31 protein-coding genes are annotated in these 24,908 nt (G+C 42.1%); 26 read left to right on the top strand and 5 right to left on the bottom strand.

Annotated elements, in window-relative coordinates:
- Window positions 1–12 precede the first annotated feature (12 nt).
- Together V7S75_RS00835 and V7S75_RS00830 are read left to right on the top strand one after the other, a co-directional pair.
- A complete protein-coding gene (locus V7S75_RS00835) occupies window positions 13–4,323 on the top strand; it encodes a CusA/CzcA family heavy metal efflux RND transporter (protein WP_459510800.1) in 4,311 nt (1,436 codons plus the stop codon).
- A complete protein-coding gene (locus tag V7S75_RS00830; RefSeq protein ID WP_459510799.1) occupies window positions 4,316–5,425 on the top strand; it encodes an efflux RND transporter periplasmic adaptor subunit in 1,110 nt (369 codons plus the stop codon). Before V7S75_RS00835 ends, V7S75_RS00830 begins: the two co-directional genes overlap by 8 nt.
- On the opposite strand, the gene ispE is transcribed toward V7S75_RS00830, so the two are convergent.
- The 4 genes from ispE to V7S75_RS00810 all read right to left on the bottom strand — a co-directional run bounded on the left by ispE (window position 5,422) and on the right by V7S75_RS00810 (window position 8,952).
- Window positions 5,422–6,231: a 4-(cytidine 5'-diphospho)-2-C-methyl-D-erythritol kinase gene (gene ispE, locus V7S75_RS00825; protein WP_459510798.1), complete on the bottom strand. Its 810-nt coding sequence runs from the start codon at window positions 6,229–6,231 to the stop codon at window positions 5,422–5,424. The genes V7S75_RS00830 and ispE overlap by 4 nt on opposite strands.
- A 2-nt stretch (window positions 6,232–6,233) precedes the next feature.
- Window positions 6,234–6,992, bottom strand: a complete 759-nt coding sequence (locus V7S75_RS00820) for a VWA domain-containing protein (RefSeq protein WP_459510797.1) — start codon at window positions 6,990–6,992, stop codon at window positions 6,234–6,236.
- A 230-nt stretch (window positions 6,993–7,222) separates the two neighbouring features.
- Window positions 7,223–8,092 carry a hypothetical protein gene (locus V7S75_RS00815; RefSeq protein ID WP_459510796.1) on the bottom strand — a complete coding sequence of 290 codons (870 nt, stop codon included), beginning with the start codon at window positions 8,090–8,092 and terminating at the stop codon, window positions 7,223–7,225.
- The gene (locus V7S75_RS00810) at window positions 8,089–8,952 is read right to left on the bottom strand and encodes a DUF58 domain-containing protein (RefSeq protein WP_459510795.1); all 864 of its coding nucleotides are present in this window, start codon (window positions 8,950–8,952) and stop codon (window positions 8,089–8,091) included. Before V7S75_RS00810 ends, V7S75_RS00815 begins: the two co-directional genes overlap by 4 nt.
- A gap of 106 nt (window positions 8,953–9,058) precedes the next feature.
- Between V7S75_RS00810 and V7S75_RS00805 the strand changes: the two genes are divergently transcribed.
- The 7 genes from V7S75_RS00805 (at window position 9,059) to V7S75_RS00775 (ending at window position 14,627) form a co-directional block, all read left to right on the top strand.
- Window positions 9,059–9,388, top strand: coding sequence for a DUF4296 domain-containing protein (locus V7S75_RS00805; protein WP_459510794.1), 330 nt, complete (start codon window positions 9,059–9,061; stop codon window positions 9,386–9,388).
- A gap of 1 nt (window position 9,389) precedes the next feature.
- On the top strand, window positions 9,390–10,253 hold the full coding sequence (locus V7S75_RS00800; RefSeq protein WP_459510793.1) for a glycerophosphodiester phosphodiesterase family protein: 864 nt from the start codon (window positions 9,390–9,392) through the stop codon (window positions 10,251–10,253).
- A gap of 5 nt (window positions 10,254–10,258) precedes the next feature.
- The gene (locus tag V7S75_RS00795) at window positions 10,259–11,779 is read left to right on the top strand and encodes a GH3 auxin-responsive promoter family protein (RefSeq protein ID WP_459510792.1); all 1,521 of its coding nucleotides are present in this window, start codon (window positions 10,259–10,261) and stop codon (window positions 11,777–11,779) included.
- 1 nt (window position 11,780) lies between these two features.
- Complete coding sequence (locus tag V7S75_RS00790) at window positions 11,781–12,233, top strand: GatB/YqeY domain-containing protein (protein ID WP_459510791.1); 453 nt, start codon at window positions 11,781–11,783, stop codon at window positions 12,231–12,233.
- The gene (gene rlmN / locus V7S75_RS00785; protein ID WP_459510790.1) at window positions 12,234–13,274 is read left to right on the top strand and encodes a dual-specificity RNA methyltransferase RlmN; all 1,041 of its coding nucleotides are present in this window, start codon (window positions 12,234–12,236) and stop codon (window positions 13,272–13,274) included.
- Between the two features lie 3 nt (window positions 13,275–13,277).
- Window positions 13,278–13,853, top strand: a complete 576-nt coding sequence (locus tag V7S75_RS00780) for a precorrin-2 dehydrogenase/sirohydrochlorin ferrochelatase family protein (protein ID WP_459510789.1) — start codon at window positions 13,278–13,280, stop codon at window positions 13,851–13,853.
- 162 nt (window positions 13,854–14,015) lie between these two features.
- The gene (locus V7S75_RS00775; RefSeq protein WP_459510788.1) at window positions 14,016–14,627 is read left to right on the top strand and encodes a transposase; all 612 of its coding nucleotides are present in this window, start codon (window positions 14,016–14,018) and stop codon (window positions 14,625–14,627) included.
- A gap of 106 nt (window positions 14,628–14,733) precedes the next feature.
- Here the strand turns inward: V7S75_RS00775 and fbaA are convergent, their stop codons facing one another.
- The gene (gene fbaA, locus V7S75_RS00770; RefSeq protein WP_459510787.1) at window positions 14,734–15,816 is read right to left on the bottom strand and encodes a class II fructose-bisphosphate aldolase; all 1,083 of its coding nucleotides are present in this window, start codon (window positions 15,814–15,816) and stop codon (window positions 14,734–14,736) included.
- Window positions 15,817–16,696: 880 nt separating this feature from the next.
- On the opposite strand from fbaA, the gene rplC reads away from it, so the two are divergent.
- From rplC to rplR, 17 genes are all read left to right on the top strand, one after another.
- Window positions 16,697–17,314: a 50S ribosomal protein L3 gene (rplC, locus tag V7S75_RS00765; RefSeq protein WP_377974635.1), complete on the top strand. Its 618-nt coding sequence runs from the start codon at window positions 16,697–16,699 to the stop codon at window positions 17,312–17,314.
- A gap of 32 nt (window positions 17,315–17,346) precedes the next feature.
- Window positions 17,347–17,976 carry a 50S ribosomal protein L4 gene (rplD, locus tag V7S75_RS00760; RefSeq protein WP_459510786.1) on the top strand — a complete coding sequence of 210 codons (630 nt, stop codon included), beginning with the start codon at window positions 17,347–17,349 and terminating at the stop codon, window positions 17,974–17,976.
- A gap of 37 nt (window positions 17,977–18,013) precedes the next feature.
- Entirely contained in the window at window positions 18,014–18,301 is a 288-nt protein-coding gene (gene rplW / locus V7S75_RS00755; RefSeq protein ID WP_315574829.1) for a 50S ribosomal protein L23, read from the top strand.
- Between the two features lie 45 nt (window positions 18,302–18,346).
- Window positions 18,347–19,174 (top strand): 50S ribosomal protein L2, encoded by an 828-nt coding sequence (rplB, locus tag V7S75_RS00750; RefSeq protein WP_459510785.1) that lies wholly within the window; start codon window positions 18,347–18,349, stop codon window positions 19,172–19,174.
- Window positions 19,175–19,177: 3 nt separating this feature from the next.
- Window positions 19,178–19,456 (top strand): 30S ribosomal protein S19, encoded by a 279-nt coding sequence (gene rpsS / locus V7S75_RS00745; RefSeq protein WP_315574833.1) that lies wholly within the window; start codon window positions 19,178–19,180, stop codon window positions 19,454–19,456.
- Between the two features lie 39 nt (window positions 19,457–19,495).
- Entirely contained in the window at window positions 19,496–19,870 is a 375-nt protein-coding gene (gene rplV, locus V7S75_RS00740) for a 50S ribosomal protein L22 (RefSeq protein WP_459510784.1), read from the top strand.
- A gap of 23 nt (window positions 19,871–19,893) precedes the next feature.
- Window positions 19,894–20,709 (top strand): 30S ribosomal protein S3, encoded by an 816-nt coding sequence (gene rpsC, locus V7S75_RS00735; protein ID WP_315574836.1) that lies wholly within the window; start codon window positions 19,894–19,896, stop codon window positions 20,707–20,709.
- A gap of 44 nt (window positions 20,710–20,753) precedes the next feature.
- Window positions 20,754–21,173: a 50S ribosomal protein L16 gene (rplP, locus tag V7S75_RS00730; protein WP_377974642.1), complete on the top strand. Its 420-nt coding sequence runs from the start codon at window positions 20,754–20,756 to the stop codon at window positions 21,171–21,173.
- Between the two features lie 40 nt (window positions 21,174–21,213).
- On the top strand, window positions 21,214–21,405 hold the full coding sequence (rpmC, locus tag V7S75_RS00725; RefSeq protein WP_377974644.1) for a 50S ribosomal protein L29: 192 nt from the start codon (window positions 21,214–21,216) through the stop codon (window positions 21,403–21,405).
- A gap of 74 nt (window positions 21,406–21,479) precedes the next feature.
- Entirely contained in the window at window positions 21,480–21,737 is a 258-nt protein-coding gene (rpsQ, locus tag V7S75_RS00720) for a 30S ribosomal protein S17 (RefSeq protein ID WP_315574841.1), read from the top strand.
- A gap of 44 nt (window positions 21,738–21,781) precedes the next feature.
- Window positions 21,782–22,150, top strand: a complete 369-nt coding sequence (gene rplN, locus V7S75_RS00715; RefSeq protein WP_459510783.1) for a 50S ribosomal protein L14 — start codon at window positions 21,782–21,784, stop codon at window positions 22,148–22,150.
- A 42-nt stretch (window positions 22,151–22,192) separates the two neighbouring features.
- Window positions 22,193–22,528, top strand: a complete 336-nt coding sequence (gene rplX / locus V7S75_RS00710; protein WP_377974648.1) for a 50S ribosomal protein L24 — start codon at window positions 22,193–22,195, stop codon at window positions 22,526–22,528.
- A gap of 45 nt (window positions 22,529–22,573) precedes the next feature.
- A complete protein-coding gene (gene rplE, locus V7S75_RS00705) occupies window positions 22,574–23,128 on the top strand; it encodes a 50S ribosomal protein L5 (RefSeq protein ID WP_315574846.1) in 555 nt (184 codons plus the stop codon).
- Between the two features lie 40 nt (window positions 23,129–23,168).
- Window positions 23,169–23,438 carry a 30S ribosomal protein S14 gene (rpsN, locus tag V7S75_RS00700; protein WP_315574848.1) on the top strand — a complete coding sequence of 90 codons (270 nt, stop codon included), beginning with the start codon at window positions 23,169–23,171 and terminating at the stop codon, window positions 23,436–23,438.
- Window positions 23,439–23,513: 75 nt separating this feature from the next.
- Window positions 23,514–23,909: a 30S ribosomal protein S8 gene (rpsH, locus tag V7S75_RS00695; protein WP_130895432.1), complete on the top strand. Its 396-nt coding sequence runs from the start codon at window positions 23,514–23,516 to the stop codon at window positions 23,907–23,909.
- Window positions 23,910–23,960: 51 nt separating this feature from the next.
- A complete protein-coding gene (gene rplF, locus V7S75_RS00690) occupies window positions 23,961–24,518 on the top strand; it encodes a 50S ribosomal protein L6 (RefSeq protein WP_459510782.1) in 558 nt (185 codons plus the stop codon).
- 42 nt (window positions 24,519–24,560) lie between these two features.
- Window positions 24,561–24,908 (top strand): 50S ribosomal protein L18, encoded by a 348-nt coding sequence (gene rplR, locus V7S75_RS00685; RefSeq protein ID WP_459510781.1) that lies wholly within the window; start codon window positions 24,561–24,563, stop codon window positions 24,906–24,908.

The following is a 24,908-nucleotide window of genomic DNA, read 5'->3' as shown; positions in this document are numbered from 1 at the left end:
TAATAATACACTATGATTAATTCCATCATTTCATTCAGTATCCGCAACAAATTGGTTGTCGGTTTATTTGTCTTAGGGCTATTATTTTGGGGAGGCTATTCCCTTAGTAAGTTGCCTATCGATGCCCTTCCGGACATCACTTCGAATCAAGTGCAGGTCATCACGCAATCGCCCGCACTCGCAGCTTCCGAAGTAGAGAAATTCATCACCTATCCGCTCGAGATATCGTTGCGGACTATTCCAAACGTCAAAGGAATTCGTTCCGTTTCGCGTATGGGATTGTCCATCATTACCGTTGTTTTTGATGATGCCGTCGCCATGGAAGTGGCGCGCCAACAAGTTTCTGAAAAGCTTAAGGGGGCAGAACCGTATTTACTGCGAGGTGCCGGCGTTCCCGAGATGGCCCCAATTACAACAGGTCTTGGTGAGTTCTTTCAGTACACCTTAGAAGTGGATCCCGCATTTAAGGATCAATATTCACTCGCAGATTTGCGGACATACCAAGATTGGATAGTTAAGCGCCAATTATTAGGAATTCCTGGCGTTGTGGAGGTTTCTTCTTTTGGAGGAAATTTGAAGCAATACGAAGTTGCGGTTAATCCTGAAAGGCTTCGTGCCATGCATGTGACGGTCAATCAAATCTTTACCGCCTTAGAAAACAACAATTCCAATTCAGGGGGTAGTTACCTCGAAAAAGGGACCGATGTGTATTTCATCCGAACGGAAGGTATGCTCGCGAGCCTAGCTGATGTAGAGAATGTCGTGGTAGATCAAAGAGGCCCTGCCGGAACGCCCATTCGTGTGAAGGATGTTGCGACGGTTCAGTTCGGCAAAGCGGTTCGATACGGTGCCATGACACGAAATGGAGAGGGTGAAGTGGTCGGTGCGGTGATGTTATTACTCAAAGGAGCCAGCGCGAATGAGGTTGTGCAAGATGTGAAAGTCCGCATGGAAGAAATTCAGAAAACGATGCCACAAGGGATAAAAATCGTTCCTTTTTTGGATCGTAGCGTTCTAATCGGCAAGGCCATTTCCACAGTTGAAAAGAATCTAATCGAAGGAGGATTAATCGTCGTTTTCATCTTGGTCTTATTGCTTGGTAATTTCCGTGCAGGTTTAATTGTGGCGTCTGTAATTCCCTTGTGTTTGCTTTTCGCCTTTGCGATGATGCACATTTTTGGGGTTTCGGCCAACCTAATGAGCTTAGGGGCCATTGACTTTGGATTGATTGTGGATGGTGCCGTCATTATTGTCGAGTCCATTATTCACCGACTCCATGCGCACAAGAAGGGCGAAGTCCTTTCGCAACATGAGATGGATGAAGAGGTGGGAATTTCTGCCAAAGCGATATTCCAGTCGGCAGCTTTTGGCGTCATCATCATTTTGATCGTGTATTTCCCCATCATGGCATTGGGGGGAATTGAAGGAAAAATGTTTAGACCGATGGCTCAAACGGTGAGTTTTGCCATTGTAGGAGCATTGATTCTTTCCCTAACCTACGTGCCCATGGCATCTGCTTTGTTTTTAAGCAAAAAGATTGACCACAAAGTGACGATTGCAGATCGAATTATGAATGCGATGTTTAGTCGTTATAAACCGATGGTCGACTGGGCATTGAGCAAACCCAAACTCATTGTGATACTATCTTCTGTGCTGCTTGTAGGAAGTATTGGTTTATTTACGACCTTGGGGGGAGAATTTATTCCAGAATTGAATGAAGGAGATTTTGCGGTGGAGGTTGTCTTACCAACCAACGCATCCTTGAGTCAAAGTATTCATGTCAACACAGAGGCTCAAAAACTATTGATGAAGCAATTTCCGGATGAAATCAAGCAAGTTGTTTCTCGTATTGGAGCATCTGAAATACCTACGGATCCCATGGGAATTAATGCTTGCGATTTGTTAATCATTTTGAAAGAGCCTTCAGCATGGAAAAAAGCGCATAGTCCTGAAGAGTTAGAAGCGAAAATGGATGAAGCCTTAAATGTTTTTCCAGAGGTTAATTTCGAATTTACCCAACCGATTCAAATGCGTTTTAATGAATTAATCGCGGGAGTTAAGTCAGATATCGCGATCAAGATTTTCGGGGAAGATTTAGGATTGTTGTTCGAGCATGCCACGGATGCTGCACGACACATTCGCAAAATTGATGGGGTAGGCGATATCAAAGTGCAGCAGATTGACGGTATCCCTCAATTGGTCGTGAAATTTAATCGGACTAAATTAGCTCAATATGGACTGAATGTTCAGGCGATTAACCAATTGATTAAAACAACTTTTGCTGGTGAAACGGCTGGAATTGTGATGGAGGGAGAAAAGCGATTTGATTTGGTTGTACGGATGGATTCCTTGCACCGACAAGACATCCAAAATCTCCGCGAATTGTATGTTGAGCTACCGAATGGAGGGCAGATTCCATTACAAGAGGTAGCTGAGGTTGATTTTGAAAACGCACCTGTAGAGGTTTCTCGCGATGATACGCACCGCAGAATTACGATTGGAATCAATGTTCGAAATCGCGACGTGGAAAGTGTTGTGGCGGATATTCAAAAAGTCATGAAAGAAAAAGTGGTATTGCCTGCAGGTTATTATGTGACCTATGGAGGAACCTTTGAAAATTTACAAGCCGCGAAATCCCGGTTGGCCCTCGTTGTGCCTATAGCCTTGGTCTTAATCTTCGTGCTCTTGTTTTTTACCTTCCAATCCTTTCTAGAAGCCTCTATTATTTATTTGGCCATCCCTTTATCGGCAATCGGTGGAATTTGGGCATTATGGTTGCGAGGAATGCCTTTCTCCGTTTCAGCGGGCATTGGTTTTATCGCCTTGTTTGGTGTCGCGGTGCTGAATGGAATTGTGCTATTATCCTTCTTTAAGCAGTTGGCAAATGAAGGCCTATCCGTTGAGGAGCGATTACAAAAAGGCCTAGCCTTGCGTTTCCGCCCTGTTATTATGACGGCAGCTGTTGCCTCCTTAGGTTTCTTGCCGATGGCGCTAAGTACATCGCCAGGTGCGGAGGTGCAAAGACCTTTGGCAACTGTCGTGATCGGAGGATTGATCACAGCGACTTTTTTAACCTTGGTTGTGATTCCGGTGGTTTATTCGATTTTGATGGGTAGAAAAGAACGAAAAGCAACAAGTGCTTTACTGGTTTTATTCTTATTAGGATTAGGCCTATCAAACGCTCAAGCACAAACCCCTAAGTTAAGTTTGAATCAGTGTGTAGCAGAGGCGTTGCAAAAGAACAGTTTGATTCGCTCGGGAGGTTTGGAGGTTCAAACGGCTGATGCGCTCATTGCCACAGGTCGTGAACTTCCCAAGGGGACACTTGATTTTCAATATGGCAAAACGCAAACTTACTTTAGTCAAGACTACACGGTCATGGCTAACCAAAGTATTCCTTGGCCGTCCTTATTGAAAGCACAGGTGAAAGCTTTGAGCTCACAAAAAATGATTGCTGAAAAGCGTTTAGCCGTAACCAAAAGTCTCGTTGCGGCGAGTGTGAAATGGTATTATTATCAATTGCTTGTCCAACAAAAACAAGCGGCCTTTCTAAAGCAACAAGATAGTTTATATGTTCAAATGCGCCGAGCGGCAAGTTTGAAGTATAAGGAAGGGGAAACGGGGAAATTGGAATTTGTTGCTGCGGAGGCACGCTTGCGTGAATTCCAACAAAAACAAGCTGCTTTGAGCTTGGATATGAAGGCCAATTATGCCCAACTCGCTTATTGGACGAATCACCCCAACCCTTTTGAAATTCAAGGAGACGAGCCTATCACAATGACCCTACAAAAAGGGAAAGATATTGCCTCTATGCCGGCCATTCAGTTGTTCGACGAACAAATTCAACACGGAAAATTGTTGACGGATGTAGAACGTCACAAGCTCTTGCCCGACATAAGAGTAGGAGCTGTTACGCAAAGTATTGAAAATTACGCGGGGCAAAATTTTATCCAAGCGGGGATCTCCATTCCCATTTTTGCCAAAGCACAAAAGGCTAGAGTCAAGGCGGCAGAAAGCAATGAGTTGTTCCTAGCTAGTCAAAAAGAACAAGGAATTGCGCAGCTCAGTGCGGAATTATCAAGTCAGTTCACGCTTTTGGAAAAGCATTTAAATGGGATTAATTATTACCAACAAACCGGCTTAGCACAAGCGGCATGGTTGGAATTAACCGCCTTGAAAAGTTACCAACAGGGTGAAATTGAATATGTGGAGATGTTGCAAAACACGCAGCAGGCTTGGCAAATTCGTGAACAATATTTACAAGAAGTATTGGCTTATAATCAGTCAATCGTACAAATCGAAACCATCTTAGGAAATGAATAAGTTAATCGCATTATCATTGGTCATTTTGTTGGCCAGCTGTGGAAAAGAAAAAGCCACGGAAACAAGCGCAGTTAGTACTGCCATTAAATTGACAGCCGAGCAAAAGCAAAATGCTGGCATTCAGTTCGGGACATTGGAAGAAAAATCGATGGCCGAAAGTGTATTCTGTACAGGTCTAGTGGACGTTCCCCCTATTTCATTGGCTTCGGTATCCTTGCCTATTGCGGGTTATGTCAAGTCTACGATTGAGGTTTTGCCCGGTAAGCAGGTCTCTAAAGGGCAGGTATTGGCCACCATCACAAGCATGGATTACATTCAGATGCAACAAGAATATCTGCAAGCACAAAGCCAAATGAATTTGTTGACAAGTGAACGTTCGCGGCAGCAAGTATTGCAGCAAGAGGAGGTTGGTTCAAAAAAGAAATTCCAACAAGCTGAGGCGGAATTAGGGAATCTACAAGCGATTTCTCGTGCATTAGCGATGAAATTGGAAATTTTAGGTTGTGATATGCAAGCTTTGGCGCAAGGGAAAATGAGTTCGAACCTGACGCTGAAGTCACCTATTGATGGCTTTATTCAGGATCAATCTTTGGCGATAGGCAAATACATTACGCCAACGGATGTTCTGGTTAAGATTGTTGGCGTAGCGCACAAGCATGTGGAACTAAAGGTTTTTGAGCGAGATCTCGCTAAACTTAGAATAGGCCAAACCATTCAATTTGAGGGTGACGGCAACAAATCGACGGGGAAAGTATTCTTAGTAGGCAAGCAAGTGGATATGAATACACGCCTGACACCTGTTCATGGTCATTTTACGATTGACGCGGATGAGCAAAAGTTTACCGTAGGCCAATTTGTCAATGCTATCATTCAAGTAGGCGAACAAAAGGTTTTGAGCATTCCGCAAGCGGGCTTGGCACGCGTGGGCAAAGGAGGCTACATTTATGTTGAGAAAACAGATGGTACGATGGCACAAATTCCGGTGGAGATCCGAAGCGCTGATATGGAGTGGGTGGGAATTAGACCTACGAAAGAATTGCCTGAAGGAAAAGTTGTTATTCAGGGGGCATCAGCTTTGGAGGCTATTTTTGCGAAAGACTAAGGCAATTGGCCCGACCAGGTTTGAAAGGCTTTCCAACTTTCAGGCAGTTTGACCTCTTGATCAAATAAACCAAAGATTGTCGAGCCTGAGCCACTCATCGCCGCGTATTGTGCTCCTAGGGCATATAATTCATTTTTGATATTCGCTAATTGTGGATAAGCAGGGAAGAGACTATTTTCAAAATCATTGGAAATGGTCTCTTTCCATGTTTCTAAGGGTTTTGTTAATTGCTTCTCCCAGTTTTTACGGGCTTTTTTAGGCTTAATTCCGGCATAGGCTTCTTGCGTCGATATGCCAAAATTGGGGTAAACCATCACCAAAAACTTTCCTGTTAATGTCAGGTCAATCGTGGCGAGAACATCTCCTTTTTCAGAACCCAACTGTGCTTGATTGAATAAGAAAAAGGCACAATCACTTCCTAATTTTTGAGCATAAGGGATTAAATCTTCATTCGTCAAGGGAAGTTTGAACATATCCCGAAGTCCCATTAGTGTAAATGCCGCATCGGATGATCCGCCTCCTAAGCCTGCTCCCATGGGGATAACTTTATGTAGATGAATATGAACAGGGGCTATGTTGAAAGCCTCTTTTAAGAGCATAAATGCTCGGTAGCATAAATTAGATTCCAATGTTCCCGAAATCGCTAATCCCGATGTGCTGAATTCAAAGGTGCTGCTCGGCGTGATTTCTAAAATATCTGACCATGGCGCAGGATAGAAACACGTGGATAGATTGTGAAAACCATCCGTTCTTTTTTCGGTAACATAAAGCCCCAAATTGATTTTGGCATTTGGAAATAAGATCATAATTAGTCTTCTAAGGTGTTACTGATTCCTAGAACTTTCAGGAGTAGATTGATGAAGAATAGGAAAAAGGCCAATTGGAAAAATACTTGGGCTGCGGATTTATGTTCCACTTCTTGGATGAGTAATTTTCGAGATTTTTCCATGATATCAATTTCACGGAAAATGGCTTGTAATGTTTGTTTGTCCCTAGCACGATAAAAGCGACCATTTGCCTGTTGGGCAATCATCCGAAGCGTACTTTCATCTACGGGATCTAGGCTAGCTTTTGTGCTTCCTACAGCAATTGTATATACTTTAATTTTAAAAGTTTTTGCTAATTCTGCGGATGTTAATGGGTCTAAATTACCCGCTGTATTATTCCCATCACTGATGAGAATAATGATTTTTTTAGGATTAGCTTCTTCTCGAATTTGGTTGATGCACATCCCTAAAGCATCGCCTAAAGCTGTCCCTTCTTCTGCAACTTGTTCATGAGATAGCGCGCGGAGTGAAAACGATAAAAAGCTACTATCTGCCGTAATTGGGCTCGATAAATAGGGGGCTCCGGCAAAAGCAACGAGCGCAATTTTGTCAAATTTCCGTCCTGCAATGAAGGCTTGAGCCGTTTGTTTTGCAACGGCTAATCGTGAAGGCTGTACATCTTTGCTTAACATGGATGAGGAAACATCCAGGCCTATGGCAATGTCTACTCCTTCTTGTTGTATCCGCGTGTGGTAAATGGACTTATAGGGATCTGCAAGTGCAACGATGAGCGATATCATGCAAAGGCTCAAGACAGTGTCTGGCAAAAAGGTTAAGATGCGGGTTAATTTGTGTTGTTTAAATGGGGCTTTGAATGATAAGACGACACGAGACTGGTTCTTTCTTTTGACTAATAGTCGAATAAGAATGATCAGCAGGGGTAATGGAATGAGATAAAGAAATATTGTATTTTCCCAGGAATAGGAAAAAATAGATTTTACTTGATGCCAAGAATAAAAGAGGTTGAATTTCATGATCGCTTGACTTCTTGATTAATTTTTGCCCGTTCTTGCATGTAAACGGTTTCTGCAATTTCGAGCAAAACTTTAATGGCTTCGAGGGTTTTTGCCGAAAAATTACCTCCATAAATGGCTGAATCTACTTCCTGTAATGTCTTTTCCAAGCGCTTGTCAGGTAGGTTATCAACCATTTCTGTCGTTGTGAAGGTGGCAAATGGAATGTCAGTCAGTTTTTCCAAATAATTTTTCCAAAGCGCAGTTGCATTCTCTAAATTCTGTAAACCTTTCGATGAATTTGAAATGTTCCGCATAAGCCGCTGGTAAGCACGTCTAAATTCTAGGTTTTTCCTCCAAAGTAAGTAAAGTTTGATGCCTTGTCGGATCCGATTCCCCAATAACCAATAAATAAGCCCGATGGCAATGAGCACGGTGATCGCCCCAAGGGTCAAGTTTCGAACATCAGGTTTGGGCTTTAATGGACTGATGGGGATGGATTGTATTAATGAATCGATTTTTATTTCCTTCGCATTGGGCATTAAACGCTTCAGATAAATGGTGTCTTGTGAGGGCGATACAAGGGTACAGTCTAACTCGGTTTGAACCGCGATGGGGATGCGTAAGGTCTGAAAATCCTGAATTTGAAATTGGCGAAATGTGTACACCGCCGAATCAATACTTATGTTTTTGCTACTTGTTTTTGTTGGGTAATAATCTTTTTTAATGGGCTTAAATACGCCAAAAGCATGATTGATACTTGGGAAAAAGATTTCCTGTTGGGGCGAATGTGATACCCGTAACACATAATGAATATCTTGCCCAATTTTGGCAGAATCCTCTAAAAAACGACCTAGTACACGAATGGCTTGTCCTTGCTGTATCATTTTCTCACATTAAAAAGTTTCACTAAGGCAGGCACAAAGTCTTCGCCGGCAGGAATGGCTACGTAATCCGCCTGCCATTGCTTGCATTGGTTTTTTAATTGTGTGTAATCACTATTGTTTGCTTTTAATAATTCGCGAAATGTACTAGCTGAGGTATTCATCCAAGTGGTTTGCTTACGTTCAGGATCATAAACAGGAATGATGCCCATTTTAGGTAATGCCGTCTCTAGTTTATCTTGTAGGTGAACAACGACCAAATCATGCTTTTGAGCTAATGCACGAAGTAAATCCTCATAATTTTCGTCGATGAAGTCTGATAAGACAAAAACCAAACTCTTACGTTTCAATGCTTGTAGCGTGAATTTTAGTCCAGCTTTTAAATCCGTACCTGAGGCTAATGGAGCCAATTTAAAAATTTCAGAAATGGTTTTGTATCCATGTTTTTTGCCAGCACCTGGGGCGATGAATTTCTCATTTTGGTCGGAATAGGCACAAAAACCAATATGCCCTGCTTCTTGCATAGCGGAGAAAGCGAGTACGCCTGCTACCTCCTTTAGGGTGTTAAGTTTGCTCTTATTTCGTTTGCCCACGAGTTGAGAGGCACTAACGTCCAACAAGAAAAAGACGGTTTGTTCTTTCTCTTCCTTGAATAATTTTACAAATGTGCCATGCCCTTTCGCGGTTGTATTCCAGTCGATGTGGCGTACATCATCGCCATAATGGTATTGTCTCAGGTCACTAAATTCCAAGCCTGACCCCTTGAAAATAGAGGAAAAGTTGCCGTGCATTTGCGTGTTTATCGCTTTACGAATGCGAATTTCCAATTGCACAATATGAGTAAGGAATGATCGAATATCCACTTCTTTTTGCCGAAATTTAGCTTTAGAATCTTGCTAAATTACCGATTTTTTGAGCACTTTGGATGAAAAGCGAGAAAAGCTTTCTAATTTGTATCAAATTTGATTTATGCGATTTTATATCACAATTCTCTTGTTGGCCTGTGTGGCATGCTCAGATTCGAAGCCCACGAATCGACTTCCTGAGGATCAAATGGCCGATATTTTGGCCGATATTCATTTGGATGAAGGGAAAATTAGCGCATTGAATATCGTCAGCGTGGATACCTCGGTTATCCTTTATAATCAATTGGAGCGGGCCACGTTAAAACGTCACGGGGTTGATTCTACTCGTTTTGCCAAAAGCTTTGCAGAATATGTTCAAGAGCCTCAGGATTTTATCGACTTGTACAAGCGAGTTAATGCGGCCTTGGCGAAAAAGCAACAAATGAAAAAATAGGATGAAAATTCTCATTGTTTTAATCTTGTTTAGCACTTCTATCATGGCACAAATTCCATTTATTCAAGGTCACCGCGGTTGTCGGGGATTATTCCCAGAGAATTCTTTGCCTGCTTTTGCGCATGCGCTGGAATTGGGTGTGCGCGTGTTGGAAATGGATGTCGTCTTGTCTGCCGATGGCAAAGTGGTCGTGAGTCATGAACCCTATATGAATGCGCGGTATGCGAGCCATCCTTCGGGAGAAGCTGTCATTCGATCGGAAGAATCGTCCTTGAATTTATACCAAATGCCCTATTCGGAGATCAAACGATTTGATGTGGGAAAGCGAGGAAATAGCTTGTTTTTGGAGCAAAAGGCAATGCCAACTTACAAACCTCTGCTTGCCGAAGTTCTCGCAATGGGTGAGGCGTTTCGCAAGCAAACAGGTGAAGCAGTCTATTATAACATTGAGATCAAGTCGGAGCCAGGGGAATATGGTAAATCCCAACCGGCAACGGTGAAGGAGTTTGCTGATGTGGTGCAGGGGCAGATTCGTCAATCTGTGGCGAATGAATTTGTGATTTTGCAAAGTTTCGACATGTCAGTATTGGCCTATTATCACCAAACCTATCCGGAAGTGCGCTTATCGGCCCTAGTGGAATCTGAAAAGCCACAATTTGTATTGGATACCTTGGGGTTCATCCCATCGATTTACAGTTCTAGTTATCAATATTTGTCGGAAGAAATGATTCAGTTTTGTCACGCCAAAGGCATGCAGGTGATTCCATGGACGATTAATACCACGGACCAAATGAAGCAGTTTGTAGCCATGGGTGTTGATGGAATCATTACCGACTATCCAAATCGCGCGCCCAAGATTCATTAATAATTATGTCCTTGTTTAACGAGACTTTATTGTGGTTTATGAAGCGGCGGATGCCGCGGATTGAGGCAATTTATGAACGGCCCTTGGATTTGCAATTTGATGGATTGCGTCGATTAATTACGGAGGGAAGAGAAACTGAATGGGGAAAGAAATACGGATATGAGGATTTTAACTCGTATGAGACTTTTCGCCAAAGGGTACCCATTTCAACCTATGAAGAGCTTTTTCCCTACATCGAGCGGATGATGCAAGGGGAACAGCAAGTCTTATGGTCTTCGCCGATTAACTGGTTTTCTAAATCGTCGGGAACCACAAATGCCCGGAGTAAGTTTATTCCTGTCTCAAAGGAATCCTTGGAAGAGTGTCACATGATGGGCGGGAAGGACATGATTACGCTATTGATTCAAAATAAGCCCGAGACGAAGATTTTTGAAGGCAAAGGCCTTTCGATTGGAGGAAGTTTAACTTCGGATTCCATGAATTCGAGTATGTTGATGGGGGATGTTTCTGCAGTGGTGATGAAGAATTTGCCTATTTGGGCACAGATGATTCGGACGCCCTCGTTGGACGTCGCATTAATGGGCGATTGGGATCAGAAGATTGAGAAGATGGCGCTGGAGACATCACAGGAAAATGTGACGAGTATTTTAGGCGTTCCTACGTGGACATTGGTGTTGATCGAGAAGATTTTGGAAATAACGGGTAAACAATCTATTCTGGAAGTTTGGCCAAATTTTGAATTTTTGGTTCATGGTGCGGTCGCATTTGGACCTTATCGGGAATTATTTCAAACGCATATTTTCCCCTCTTCGGAAGTAAGATTCTTGGAGATTTATAATGCATCAGAAGGTTTTTTTGGCATTCAGGATGATTTGAATAAACCCGATGAAATGCTATTGATGTTGGATTATGGCATTTTTTATGAATTCATCCCGATGGGTGAAAAGGGGGAGGAGCATGACTCGATTGTTCCTTTGGAGCAGGTTGAGTTGGGAGTGAATTATGCCGTGGTGATTACGACGAATTCGGGTTTGTGGAGGTATAAGATTGGAGATACGGTAAGATTTACGTCATTGAGTCCCTATCGGGTAAAGATTTCGGGAAGAACCAAGCATTTTATTAATGCATTTGGAGAAGAATTAATCATTGAAAATGCGGAGCAGGCTGTTGCGGCGGCTTGTCGGGCGACTGATTCGGAAATCAAGGATTATACGGCGGCACCGGCTTATATGGATGGTGGAAAACGCGGAAGTCACGAATGGGTGATTGAATTTTCGCGTGCGCCAAAAGATTTGCGTACCTTTGCGGTTGTGTTGGATGAAACCTTGCGTGCGAACAATTCGGATTATGATGCGAAACGTTCTTATGATTTGGTTTTGGGGTCCCCTAAAATTCATGAAGCGCCGGCAGGAACATTTTATGGCTGGATGCGGAGTCGTGGTAAATTAGGGGGTCAACACAAGGTGCCTCGTTTGAGTAATCACCGCGAATTTTTAGAAGGAGTTTTGGCTCATATCAATCAATAACATGGCTTTAAAAGAAACAATTGAGGCAGGCATCAAAGATGCGATGCGTGCAAAAGATGCAGATCGTTTACGTGCGTTACGTGCGATTAAATCGATGATTTTACTCGAGGAGACTTCGGGCTCGAATGCAGATGGCCTATCGGCAGATGCAGAAATGAAGATTTTAATGAAGGCTGCAAAGCAACGCAAAGATTCATTGGATGTTTATGTAAATCAAAATCGTCCGGATTTAGCGGAGAAAGAACAAGCGGAATTATCAATTATCGAAGAGTTTTTACCCAAACAATTATCTGAAGAGGAACTAACGACGCGCATTGCCGAAATCATTGCGGCTGTTGGCGCTACGAGCCCAGCTGATATGGGCAAGGTGATGGGTGCTGCTTCGAAGCAATTAGCCGGTTTAGCAGATGGGAAGGCGATTTCAGTGAAGGTAGGCGAATTATTGAAAAAATAGATGGAATTGAAGAAACGGGCGATACGGAATTTGAGTTTGGATGCGTTGAAGCAGGAAATGCTTCAGCACGGGGAGCCTGCGTTTCGTGCCAAACAAGTGTATGAGTGGATTTGGAAAAAGTCGGTGCGCTCGTTTGAAGCCATGGCGAATATTCCAAAAACAACTCGTGAGTGGTTGGAGACTGAATTTGATTTACAATGTGTGACGACTGCGGAGATGCAGGTGAGTACGGACCGGACGATTAAGTCAAGTTTTGCCTTACATGATGCACATTTGATTGAGGGGGTGTTGATTCCGACGCGTGAGCGTATGACTGCTTGTGTTTCGTCGCAGGTGGGATGCTCATTGACCTGCAGCTTTTGTGCGACAGGTTACATGGATCGGAAGCGGAATTTGGAGGCATTTGAGATTTATGATCAGGTGGTGTTGATTCGTGATCAGGCGCAGGAGAAATATGGGATTCCTTTGACCAATATTGTTTATATGGGGATGGGGGAGCCCTTATTGAATTATGCCAATGTGTTAGCTTCGATTGAGATGATTACTTCGCCGGAAGGTTTGGGGATGGCATCTCGTCGGATTACGGTTTCAACGGCTGGAATTGCGAAGATGATCAAGAAGTTGGGAGATGATCAGGTAAAGTTTAATTTGGCACTGTCATTACATGCGGCAAATGATGAGAAGCGGAATCGCATTATGCCGATCAACGAGTCGAATACATTGGAGGCCCTTTCGGAGGCTTTGCGGTATTTTTACGAGAAGACGGAGAATGAGATTACGCTGGAGTATATCATGTTTAACAAGTTCAATGATTCAGTAGAAGATGCGAAGGAGTTGTATGAATTCGCGCGTCATTTGCCTTGTAAGATTAATATTATTGAGTACAATCCGATTAAGCAGGCGGATTTTGTGAATGCGGAGGCGGATGCGTTGGCTAAGTTTACGGCATTTTTGGAGAGTAAGAAGATGATTGTGAATGTCCGTCGGTCGAGAGGCAAAGATATCGATGCGGCCTGCGGGCAGTTGGCCGGTAAAAAATAAGCCATGAACGAGCTTTTCCCCATATTTTTAAAGTTGGACCGTTTGAACACGCTCGTCGTGGGTGGAGGGAACGTGGCTTTGGAAAAAGCTTCGGCTTTGTTGCGAAATTCACCAAGTGCTCAAGTGACAATGGTAGCGCCCATGTTTCGGGCTGAGACGTTGGCGTTTTTGAAGGATTATCCGCAGGTAGAGGTTTGTGAGCGGGCTTTTGAGTTTTCGGATTTGGAAGGTCGGGACTTAGTGGTTTGTGCGACGGATAATCGGGAATTGCATGTAGAGATTAAGGCTGCTTGTGTGGAACGTCATTTACTGTGTAACGTGGCGGATACGCCGGATCTATGTGATTTTTATTTAGGTTCGATTGTGCAGAAAGGCGATTTGAAGATTGCGATTTCTACGAATGGGAAGTCGCCTACTTTGGCGAAGCGAATTCGAGGATTTTTGGAGGATGTGATTCCTGAGGAGATACAAGAGGGTCTGGAGGGGATGGAGGCAGTGCGGAAGACGCTTAAGGGGGATTTTCAGGCAAAGATTAAGGCCTTGAATGAGCTGACGAAAGACTTAGTTTTTCGAAAGTAGTCCCTTTACCTTTGCCAATCCTCCAAGGTTTGGCAAAGGTACGGGAGAGCTTCGATATTTTTTTGATTTCAGTGTGATTACCAAGTTCTTGGTAAATTGATTTAACAGTATTTATTTTTCGCGTGAGGTGCTTAGTTTTAGTGAAAATCTAATCACTATACTATGTCACATTTATCACATTATTTGACTCGATTTCATTCGGGGAACTATTATCATATTTATAATCGGGCGATTGATCGGAAGTTGATGTTCAAGTCGCGCTCGAATTATCATTATTTTATGCATTTGTGGAAACGCTACCTGGGTGGGTATTTGGATGTAATTTCGTACAGTCTAAATGCGAATCATTTTCACTTTTTGGTTCGGGTGCGGTATTTTAGTGCAGAACAGTTGAAGGGACGCACGGAGCATGAGTTGGTCGCTGAGCGGCTAAAAATATTTTTCAGGACTTATGCAATGGCGTTTAATAAGCGGCATACGCGGACTGGGTCTTTGTTCGAAGGGCCATTTAAGCGGGTATTGATTGGAGATAATCATTATTTGACTTATCTGATTCAGTATATCCATGTGAATCCTGAGAAGAATAAGCTGTGTGCTGATTTTAGAACTTGGGATTGGAGTTCATACAAATATATTGTTAAGCCAAGTGATTCTGTTGTAGATCGGAACTTTGTGATTGAATGGTTTGGGAGTCTTTATGAATTCCAACAATTTCATTTGAAAGAAAATCAAGAAGTTGATATTCGCTCATTTTTATCAGATGATGAAGATTAAAAAAACTTTCCTCCCTGTACCTTTGCCAAACCTTGGAGGATTGGCAAAGGTAAAAGAAAAAGGGGGCTGCGCAGCAGCCCCCTTTTGAATTAAAAACCTCGAAAGATTATAAGTATTGATTTGCGTTTGTTGCGTTCAAATCTTCGAAAGCTGTCTTTAAACGAGCAACCAAAGTTTCTTCGCCTTTACGTAACCAAACACGGGGGTCATAATATTTCTTGTTTGGAGCATCGTCACCTGTAGGGTTACCAATTTGACCTTGCAAATAAGCTTCGTTTGCTTTGTAGAAGTTTAAGATACCTTCCCAGAATGCCCATTGCGTATCTGTGTCAATGTTCATTTTGATAGCTCCGTAAGATAAAGCTTCACGGATTTCCTCGCGAGAAGAACCTGAACCACCGTGGAATACGAAGTTGATAGGCTTCTCAGCAGCAAGGCTATATTTTTCTTTGATGAACTCTTGCGAGTTTTTCAAGATGACCGGTTGTAATTTTACGTTACCTGGTTTGTAAACGCCGTGTACGTTTCCGAATGCCGCAGCGATTGTGAAACGGTGTGAGATTTTGCTCAACACTTCGTAAGCGTAAGCAACCTCTTCTGGTTGTGTATATAATTTAGATGAGTCAACGTCAGAATTATCAACGCCATCTTCTTCGCCACCTGTAACACCTAATTCGATTTCAAGTGTCATGCCCATTTTAGACATACGCTCAAGATATTTTGCACAGATTTCTAAGTTTTCTTCCAAAGGCTCTTCAGACAAGTCGATCATGTGCGAAGAGAATAATGGTTGGCCTGTTTCCGCGAAGAATTTTTCACCAGCGTCCAAAAGACCGTCGATCCAAGGTAAAAGTTTTTTAGCACAGTGATCCGTGTGTAATACAACTTGAACACCGTAAGCTTTCGCCATTTGGTGAACGTGGTAAGCACCTGAGATAGAACCTGCGATAGCAGCAGCTTGATTTTCGTTTGAAAGGGTCTTTCCAGCGTAGAAAATACCGCCACCATTTGAAAATTGAATGATTACTGGAGAGTTAACAGCTTTAGCTGCTTCTAATACAGCATTTACTGTATCTGTACCGGTAACGTTTACTGCAGGTAATGCAAATTGATTTTTCTTTGCGATTTCAAATAACTCTTGAACCGCATCTCCATGCAATACTCCTTTTTGAGTGGATAAACTTGACATAATGATTTTTTTTCTTGGGAAATAAATATAAAGTACCTGATATTCAGCAAGTAATGCCCAAAAATACTAAAATAAGTTCAATTTCTAGGTATCAAAATGAGAAAAATACAATTTTAGGCGATGGGGGCAGTTGACAGTGGTCGGTAGGCAGTGATCAGTCAGGAGTCCGAAGTCCGAAGGGAGATAGTCCGAAGTAAGTGGTCAGTCCGAAGGGAGATAGTTCAGTCAGTCTCTAGTAGTCAGTGTTCAGTGTTCAGTGATCAGTCCGAAGTCCGGAATCAGTTGTCAGTAGCCAGAAGGAAATAATAAAGAATCTTTTGTGACGCCATTTATAATTAATGTATAATAGTTATTAGCACTTACAGGTTACTGAACTCCCTTCGGACTTCGGACTTTTTCCCTCCGGACTATTTCCCTCCGGACTGACAACTGACGACTACTGACTAGCGACTTTCCCCTAATTCCCTGATTTTCAAAATATTTTTACTCAACCTCTTGCACGTATTATTTTTTTCTGTACCTTTGCACTCCCGTTCGACAAACGCAGTTTTCAATTCCGAAAGAGGTTGGCAGAACTTCTCGAATTTATTTTAAACACAAAAATGCGGGTCGAAACAGGGTTTAAATTGAGGTAAGCTCGATTTTTGTGTCAGAACTGGTATTGGTTAGTACAAGTTGAATGCCCAACGTATTAATTGAATATTAAGCTACACAGAGTGATTTTCACTGTTATCCACAGTGACTCCACTTTGTCGCCTTGTACCAATTCTGCTTTTTATTTAATGTGATTCCTATATCGTTGCGAAACGATTTTGAATAAAAGTCTTACAACAAGCCTCGATCGCCTTGTAAGCATATTTTTTAATAAATATAAAATACTATGTCTGGAATTATTGGTAAAAAAATCGGAATGACCAGCCTATACATGGAAGACGGGAGATCTGTCGCATGTACGCTGATTGAAGCCGGACCTTGCGTGGTAACGCAGGTAAAAACCGTTGAGAAAGAAGGCTATAACGCCGTTCAAATCGGTTATGGTGAGAAGAAGGATAAGCACACGACAAAATCTTTGTTGGGTCACTTCAAAAAAGCAAACACCACTCCTAAGAAAAAACTTGTTGAGTTTCGCACGTTTGAGCAACCTTTAGCATTAGGGGATGTTTTGACGGTAGAGATGTTAGAGGTAGAAACGTTTGTTGACGTGGTAGGTACTTCTAAAGGTAAGGGTTTTCAAGGTGTTGTTAAGCGTCACGGATTTGCCGGAGTAGGAGGACAAACACACGGTCAACATAACCGTGGTCGTCACCCAGGTTCAATCGGTGCGTGTTCATTCCCATCTCGTGTATTCAAAGGTTTGCGTATGGCGGGTCGTACAGGGGGTAATCGTGTAAAGGTTCAAAACTTACAGGTTTTGAAAGTTTATCCAGAGAAAAACCTTTTGGTTGTATCGGGATCGGTACCAGGAGCAAAGAACTCATACGTAATCATTGAAAATTAAAATTCGGGCATAGCCTATAGACATTCTGAAGTATGGAATTATCAGTATATAACATCGCAGGAAAAGATACCGGAAAGAAAGTAACCCTTTCTGACGAGATCTTTGGAATCGTTCCAAACGAGCATGTGGTTTACTTAGATGTGAAGCAATATTTAGCTAATCAACGTCAAGGTACTCACAAAGCGAAGGAGCGTGCAGAAGTTTCACGTTCAACTCGTAAGTTGAAGAAACAAAAAGGTACAGGTGGCGCACGTGCGGGTTCAATGAAATCGCCGTTGATGAAAGGTGGTGGTCGTATTTTCGGTCCACGTCCACGTGATTACCATTTCAAATTGAACAAGAAAGTTAAATCTTTGGCTCGCCAGTCGGCATTAGCAGCTAAAGCACAATCAGGCGATATCGCTGTTTTGGATACTGTATCATTTGATACACCAAAAACAAAAGCATATTTAGCGATGTTGAAAGCTCTTTCTTTGGATAACACAAAATCGTTGTTGATCACGAATGAAGTGGACAAGAACGTGGTATTGTCAGGACGTAACGTACCTAAAACAAAGGTATCAAATGCGGCAGACGTTAATACGTACGATTTGGTTAATGCATCGAAATTGTTAATTACGGTGGATGCAATCCAAAAAATTGAGTCAACATTTAGTAAATAATTTACGGAGCTTCGGTTCTGTGTAAACGAAATAAACAATGGGCATTATTAAACGTCCGGCCTTGACTGAAAAGTCGCAAGCCATGCAAGAAAAAGGCAAATACGTGTTTGTAGTTGAATTGACAGCAAACAAGATTGAAATTGCCAAGGAGGTTAAAAAAATGTACGGAGTTGATGTACAAGATGTACAAACAATGCGTCAAATTGGAAAAGTTAAGTCCAAGAGCACACGTACAAAGGTTACTTCAGGACGCACGTCAACTTACAAGAAGGCGATCGTTACAGTAGCAGCGGGAGAGGTAATTGACTTCTACCAAGGAATTTAATAAAAATAATTAAGGGGGTTCATCCCGATAAATTGAACTAATTAAATGGCAGCAATTAAAAAAATTAAACCAACAACTCCAGGACAGCGTCAGCGTATTGCGCCGACGTTCGAGGAGATTACTACGGATAAGCCGTATAAGCCCCTTTTGGAGCCTATTAAGCGTACAGGTGGTCGTAATGCGGATGGTCGTCGCTCGATGCGTTACATCGGTGGTGGTCACAAGCGTCGTTACCGTGTGATTGATTTTACACGTGCGAAGTTTGATGTACCTGCAACTGTTTTGACAGTTGAGTATGATCCGAACCGTACTTCACGTATTGCCTTGATCGAATATGCTGATGGTGTTAAGACATATATCTTAGCTCCTGCAGGAATTCAAGTAGGTCAAACAGTTATTTCAGGAGAGAAAGTTGCTCCAGAAGTAGGTAATACATTGCCATTGGCAAATATCCCTTTGGGTACTTTGGTTCACGCCATTGAGTTACAACCAGGAAGAGGAGCTGAAATGGCTCGTTCGGCTGGAACGTATGCTCAGTTATTAGCGCGTGATGGAAAATATGCTACGTTGAAGTTGCCTTCAGGTGAGATGCGTATGGTATTAGCTCGTTGTGTTGCAACAATCGGGACAGTATCTAACTCGGATCACATGAACGTGAACTTAGGAAAAGCAGGTCGTCATCGTTGGTTGGGTCGTCGTCCACGTGTTCGTGGTGTTGTTATGAACCCAGTTGATCACCCAATGGGTGGTGGTGAGGGTCGTTCTTCAGGAGGTCACCCACGTTCACGTACTGGTTTATTGGCTAAGGGTAAGAAAACTCGTAATCCAAAGAAAAACACTAATCGTCTTATCATCAGTAGAAGAAAAAAATAGTAGATGGCACGTTCACTAAAAAAAGGTCCTTACATTGATTACCGCCTTGATAACAAGGTTCAAGTTATGAATGATTCTGGCAAGAAGTCAGTAATCAAAACTTGGTCAAGACGCTCAATGATTTCTCCAGATTTCGTTGGTCACACATTTGCGGTTCACAATGGTAACAAGTTTATCCCAGTTTATGTAACTGAGAACATGGTTGGTCACAAATTGGGAGAATTTTCTCCGACGCGTAACTTCCGTGGTCACATTGCGAAGAAAGACAAAGGTAAAAAGTAAAAAGGGTGACCTTCGGGTCCTGTAATCAGATATTGTAAAATGGAAGCAATTGCTAAATTAAGAAATGTTCCTACGTCACCACAGAAGATGCGTATTGTCGCAGATATGGTACGTGGACAGAAAGTATCCAAAGCATTGGGTATCTTGAAATTTGAGCCCAAAGTTGGTGCGAAGGCTATTGAGAAATTGTTGCTCTCAGCCGTTTCTAACTGGCAAAACAAGCATGTGGATGCTAAAATTGAGGAGGCTGACTTGTACATCAAGACGATCTTCGTCGATGGAGGTGCTTCAATCAAGCGTTTACGTCCAGCTCCGCAAGGACGTGGGCACCGCATCTTGAAGCGTTCGAATCACATTACCCTCGTAGTAGCTTCTTCGGCAGCTCCTATCTTGGAAGAAACAACAGCAGAATAATTAACTATTAGATAAAACAAGAAATGGGACAAAAAATTAACCCCGTTGGATTAAGATTAGGTATCGTAAGAGGTTGGGATTCTAACTGGTACGGAGGCAAAACATTTGCTGATAAACTAGTTGAAGACGAGAAAATCAGAAAATATGTAGCTGCTCGTATTCCAAAAGGATCTATCTCTAAAGTTATTATTGAGCGTACCTTAAAGCGCATCACGTTAACAATCAATACGGCTCGTGCTGGTGTTGTTATTGGAAAGCAAGGTGCTGAGGTAGACAAGGTAAAAGAAGAGTTAAAAGCCATCACTGGCAAGGATGTTCAAATCAACATCTTTGAGATCAAGCGTCCTGAGATTGATGCTAAATTGATCGGTGAAGCGATTGCTCAACAATTACAAGCTCGTATTTCATTCCGTCGTGCGATGAAACAAGCAATTGCTTCGGCAATGCGTGTGGGAGCACAAGGGATTAAATTGAAATTATCAGGTCGTTTAGGAGGTGCTGAAATGGCACGTTCTGAAGGATATAAGGAGGGACGTATTCCTCTTCATACGCTTCGTGCGGATGTTGATTATGCGATCTCAGAAGCGTTAACTGTATACGGAAAGATCGGTATCAAAGTATGGGTATTCCGTGGTGAGGTTTTCGGTAAGCCAGATTTGTCGCCAAATGCGAACATGGGCTTGCAGTCTACAGCAGCAGATTCTCGCCCAGGTGACCGTGGTGGTCGTCCAGGTGACCGTGGTGGTCGCGGACGTCGTCCAGATGGTGATCAAGGTGGAGATCGTAACAAGGCAGGTGGTCCAGGTGCCGGTGGTCGTGGACGTGGTGGAAAACGCTAATTGCCTAAAATAAATCAAGAAATAGATATTAGACTTTTAAGAAGATGTTACAACCAAAAAGAACCAAATTTCGTAAGTCCCAAAAAGGCCGCGTAAGAGGTGTTGCCACTCGTGGGCACGAAATTGATTTTGGATCATTCGCTATTAAATCGTTAGAGCCGGGACGTATTACAGCACGTCAAATTGAGGCTGCTCGTATTTCGGTTACTCGTGCTATGAAGCGTGAAGGCCAAGTTTGGATCCGTATTTTCCCTGACAAAGTAATTACGAAAAAACCTGCAGAGGTTCGTATGGGTAAGGGAAAGGGAGCTCCAGAGTACTGGGTAGCTAACGTTCGTCCAGGAACTATTTTGTTTGAATCGGCGGGTGTACCTTTAGCGATTGCTCAAGAGGCATTGCGTTTGGCAGCTCAAAAATTGCCGATGCGCACGAAGTTTGTCGTACGTAGAGATTATTCAGAATAGGTTTTAGGCCTGATGGTTTAAACATCCAAATAGCATTGTTATGAAAAACGCAGAAATAAACAAATTAGGAGTAGACGAATTGAAGAAAGCCATTGCGGCTGAGCAAGAGAACTTGACTCGTTTGAAATTAGCACACGCTATTTCACCGATCGAGAATCCGATGCGTATTCGTGAAACTCGTCGTGTTATCGCTAAGTTAGAGACAGCTCTTACAAAAGCAGTAAACGCATAAGTAAAAATTAATTTTAATAGATCGTGTCCACATACGGCTCACGGTCAATTGTTTAACAAGTTAACAAACCAACGATGGAACAGAGAAATCTAAGAAAGGTAAGGATTGGGAAAGTAGTTAGTGATAAGATGGATAAATCAATCACATTAACTGTTGACCGTAAGGTAAAACACCCCTTGTACGGAAAGTTCGTACAAAAGACTACTAAATTGATGGCACATGATGAAAATAATGATTGTGGTATCGGTGATACAGTGAAAGTGATGGAAACACGTCCTCTTTCAAAAAATAAGCGTTGGAGATTAGTCGAAATTATCGCTAAAGCGAAATAAGACCCCTCTTGTTATTCAATTTTAAAATTTAAAGATCAAAGATAATGTTACAGCAGGAATCAAGATTGGGTGTAGCGGATAATTCTGGAGCAAAAGAAGTTTTGGTAATTCGCGTTTTAGGCGGTACTGGTAAAAGATATGCTTCTGTAGGCGATAAAATTGTCGTTTCAGTTAAATCAGCTCTTTCTTCATCAAATATGAAAAAAGGTACGGTTTCTCGTGCGGTGGTTGTTCGCACGAAAAAAGAAATTCGTCGTAAGGATGGAACGTATATTCGTTTTGAAGATAACGCAGCCGTGTTATTGAACGCGAATGATGAGCCAAGAGGAACACGTATTTTCGGGCCAGTTGCTCGTGAGTTGCGTGAGGCAGGATTTATGAAAATCGTTTCCTTAGCCCCTGAAGTTTTATAAGATCGATGACATATTGGGTTAACCAATAGAAAGAATCATACAATGGAAAAGAAAATTATCAAGCAAACAAAATTGCACATCAAAAAAGGTGATACAGTGATGGTTATCGCTGGTAACGCAAAAGGTAAAACGGGTGTTATCAAAGAAGTGATCACAGAGAAATCTCGTGCAATTGTGGAAGGTGCTAACCTTCAAACAAAACACGTTAAGCCTTCTGCGAGCAATCCTCAAGGGGGTATCGAAAAGCGTGAAGGTTCAATCCACATCTCTAACCTGATGGTTGTAGAAAATGGAAAGGCTGTTCGCACAGGACGTAAGCTAAACGAGAAAGGTAAATTACAACGTTACTCAAAAGCAACAGGTAAGTTTATCGCATAATTAAGAATGTAAAACGTGGGTCGGAAATCCACAAAATATAAGAACATGGCAGTACCTAGATTAAAAGAGCGTTATCTGAAAGAGGTTGTACCTGGCTTGAAAACTAAGTTTGAGTACAAATCAGTAATGCAAGTTCCTAAGATTACTAAAATCGTAATCAACAAAGGTGTTGGAGCGGCAGTATCCGACAAAAAATTAGTAGACGTTGCAGTGGAAGAAATTACACAAATCGCTGGTCAAAAAGCGGTAGCAACAATTTCTAAGAAAGCGATCTCCAACTTTAAATTGCGTGAGAACATGCCAATTGGTGTGAAAGTAACGTTACGTGGTGATCGTATGTATGAGTTCTTGGATCGTTTAACTACGGTTTCTTTGGCTCGTGTACGTGACTTCAAAGGTGTTTCAGAGAAAGGTTTCGATGGCCGTGGTAATTATACATTAGGTGTTAAGGAACAAATCATCTTCCCTGAAATTTCAATTGATAAAGTTTCTAAAATCTCAGGTATGGATATCACGTTTGTGACGACTGCACCAACAGATGAAGAGGCTTATGCTTTATTAGCAGCAATTGGAATGCCTTTTTCAAATATTAAAAAATAATTGCCGTAAGGCTTCATAACCCCTTTAAAATTTTTACAAAATGGCTAAAGAGTCAGTAAAAGCAAGAGAAAGAAAACGCGAAGCAGCAGTTGCGAAATATGCAGCGAAGCGTGCCGCTTTGAAAGCAGCTGGAGATTACTTAGGTTTAGATAAATTGCCTAAAAATGCTTCTCCAGTGCGTTTACACAACCGTTGTAAACTAACAGGTCGTCCTCGTGGATACATGCGTAAGTTCGGAATTAGCCGTGTTACGTTCCGTGAAATGGCTTCAAACGGATTGATTCCAGGTGTGACTAAGTCAAGCTGGTAAGATAAAATTTGATTAATTAAATTCATTTCTGTAATTTTGCATCCCGGTTTTCGGAATGCGGCAAATTTAAAAACAATGACAGATCCAATAGCAGACTATTTAACCCGATTGAGAAACGCGCTTAAGGCACGCCATAGGGTAGTTGAAATTCCTGCTTCCAACATTAAAAAGGAAATCACGAAAGTGCTTTTTGATAAAGGATACATTTCAAACTATAAGTTCGATGATTCTTCCGTACAAGGAACAATCAAGATTGCTTTGAAATACAACTCAGTAACGAAGCAACCGGCTATCGTTAACTTGACTCGTATCTCTAAACCAGGTCTTCGTAAATACAATGGTGCTGAAGAGTTACCACGTGTATTGAATGGCTTAGGTATCGCTATCTTATCTACTTCGAAAGGAGTAATTACAGATAAGGAAGCTCGTACGCTTCACGTAGGTGGAGAAGTACTTTGCTACGTATATTAATTGTTTCACGCTGAAAGGGGGTAACTCGTAATTTAAGCTAATATTTATTTTATGTCTAGAATTGGAAATAAGATTATCACATTGCCTGCTGGTGTTTCAGTAGAAGTTAGTGCTGGTAATTTGGTAACAGTGAAGGGTCCTAAAGGAACTTTGTCACAACAAATTGATCAAGATATCATCGTTAAAATTGAGGATGGTGTGTTGACAGTAGCTCGTCCAACAGAGCAAAAGCGTCACAAAGCGATGCACGGTTTATATCGTTCATTAATCAACAACATGGTTGTGGGTGTGAGTGAAGGCTACAAGAAAGATTTAGAGATTATCGGGGTTGGTTACAAAGCCGCTAATCAAGGAAATATTTTGGAATTAAGCTTGGGATATTCTCACGCTATTTTCATGTCGATCCCTGCTGAAATTAAGGTAGCAACGGCGATGGAAAAAGGTAAAAACCCAATGGTTATTTTAGAAGGTATCGACAAGCAATTGATCGGTCAAGTAGCTGCTAAAATTAAATCATTACGTCCAGTTGAACCATACAAAGGTAAAGGTGTTCGTTTCTTGGGTGAGCAAGTTCGTCGTAAAGCTGGTAAAGCAGGCGGTAAGAAATAAATTATAAGCGTGGGCCGGAAATCCACACAAACAAGTTAAACAATGGCAACAACAAAAGATTTACGCAGAACCCGCATTAAGCGTGCGATTCGTGCTAAGATAGCTGGATCAGCTGAGCGTCCTCGCTTAACAGTATATCGTTCTAATACAGCAGTTTATGCTCAATTAGTAGACGATTTGGCTGGTAAAACATTGTTCTCTGCGACTTCATACAAGAAGGACAAAGTAAACAATAACATCGAAGCTGCGAAAAATGTAGGTATTGCAATCGCGAAAGCGGCTGCTGCTGCAGGGATTACGAAAGTAGTTTTCGATCGTAACGGTTATTTATATCACGGAAGAATTAAATCATTAGCTGAAGGCGCTCGCGAGGGTGGCTTACAATTTTAA

The organism is Aquirufa sp. TARAVU-A1A, from assembly GCF_054558675.1.
Note: the sequence above shows the minus strand (reverse complement) of the source record. Positions and strands in the feature narration are given on the sequence as shown.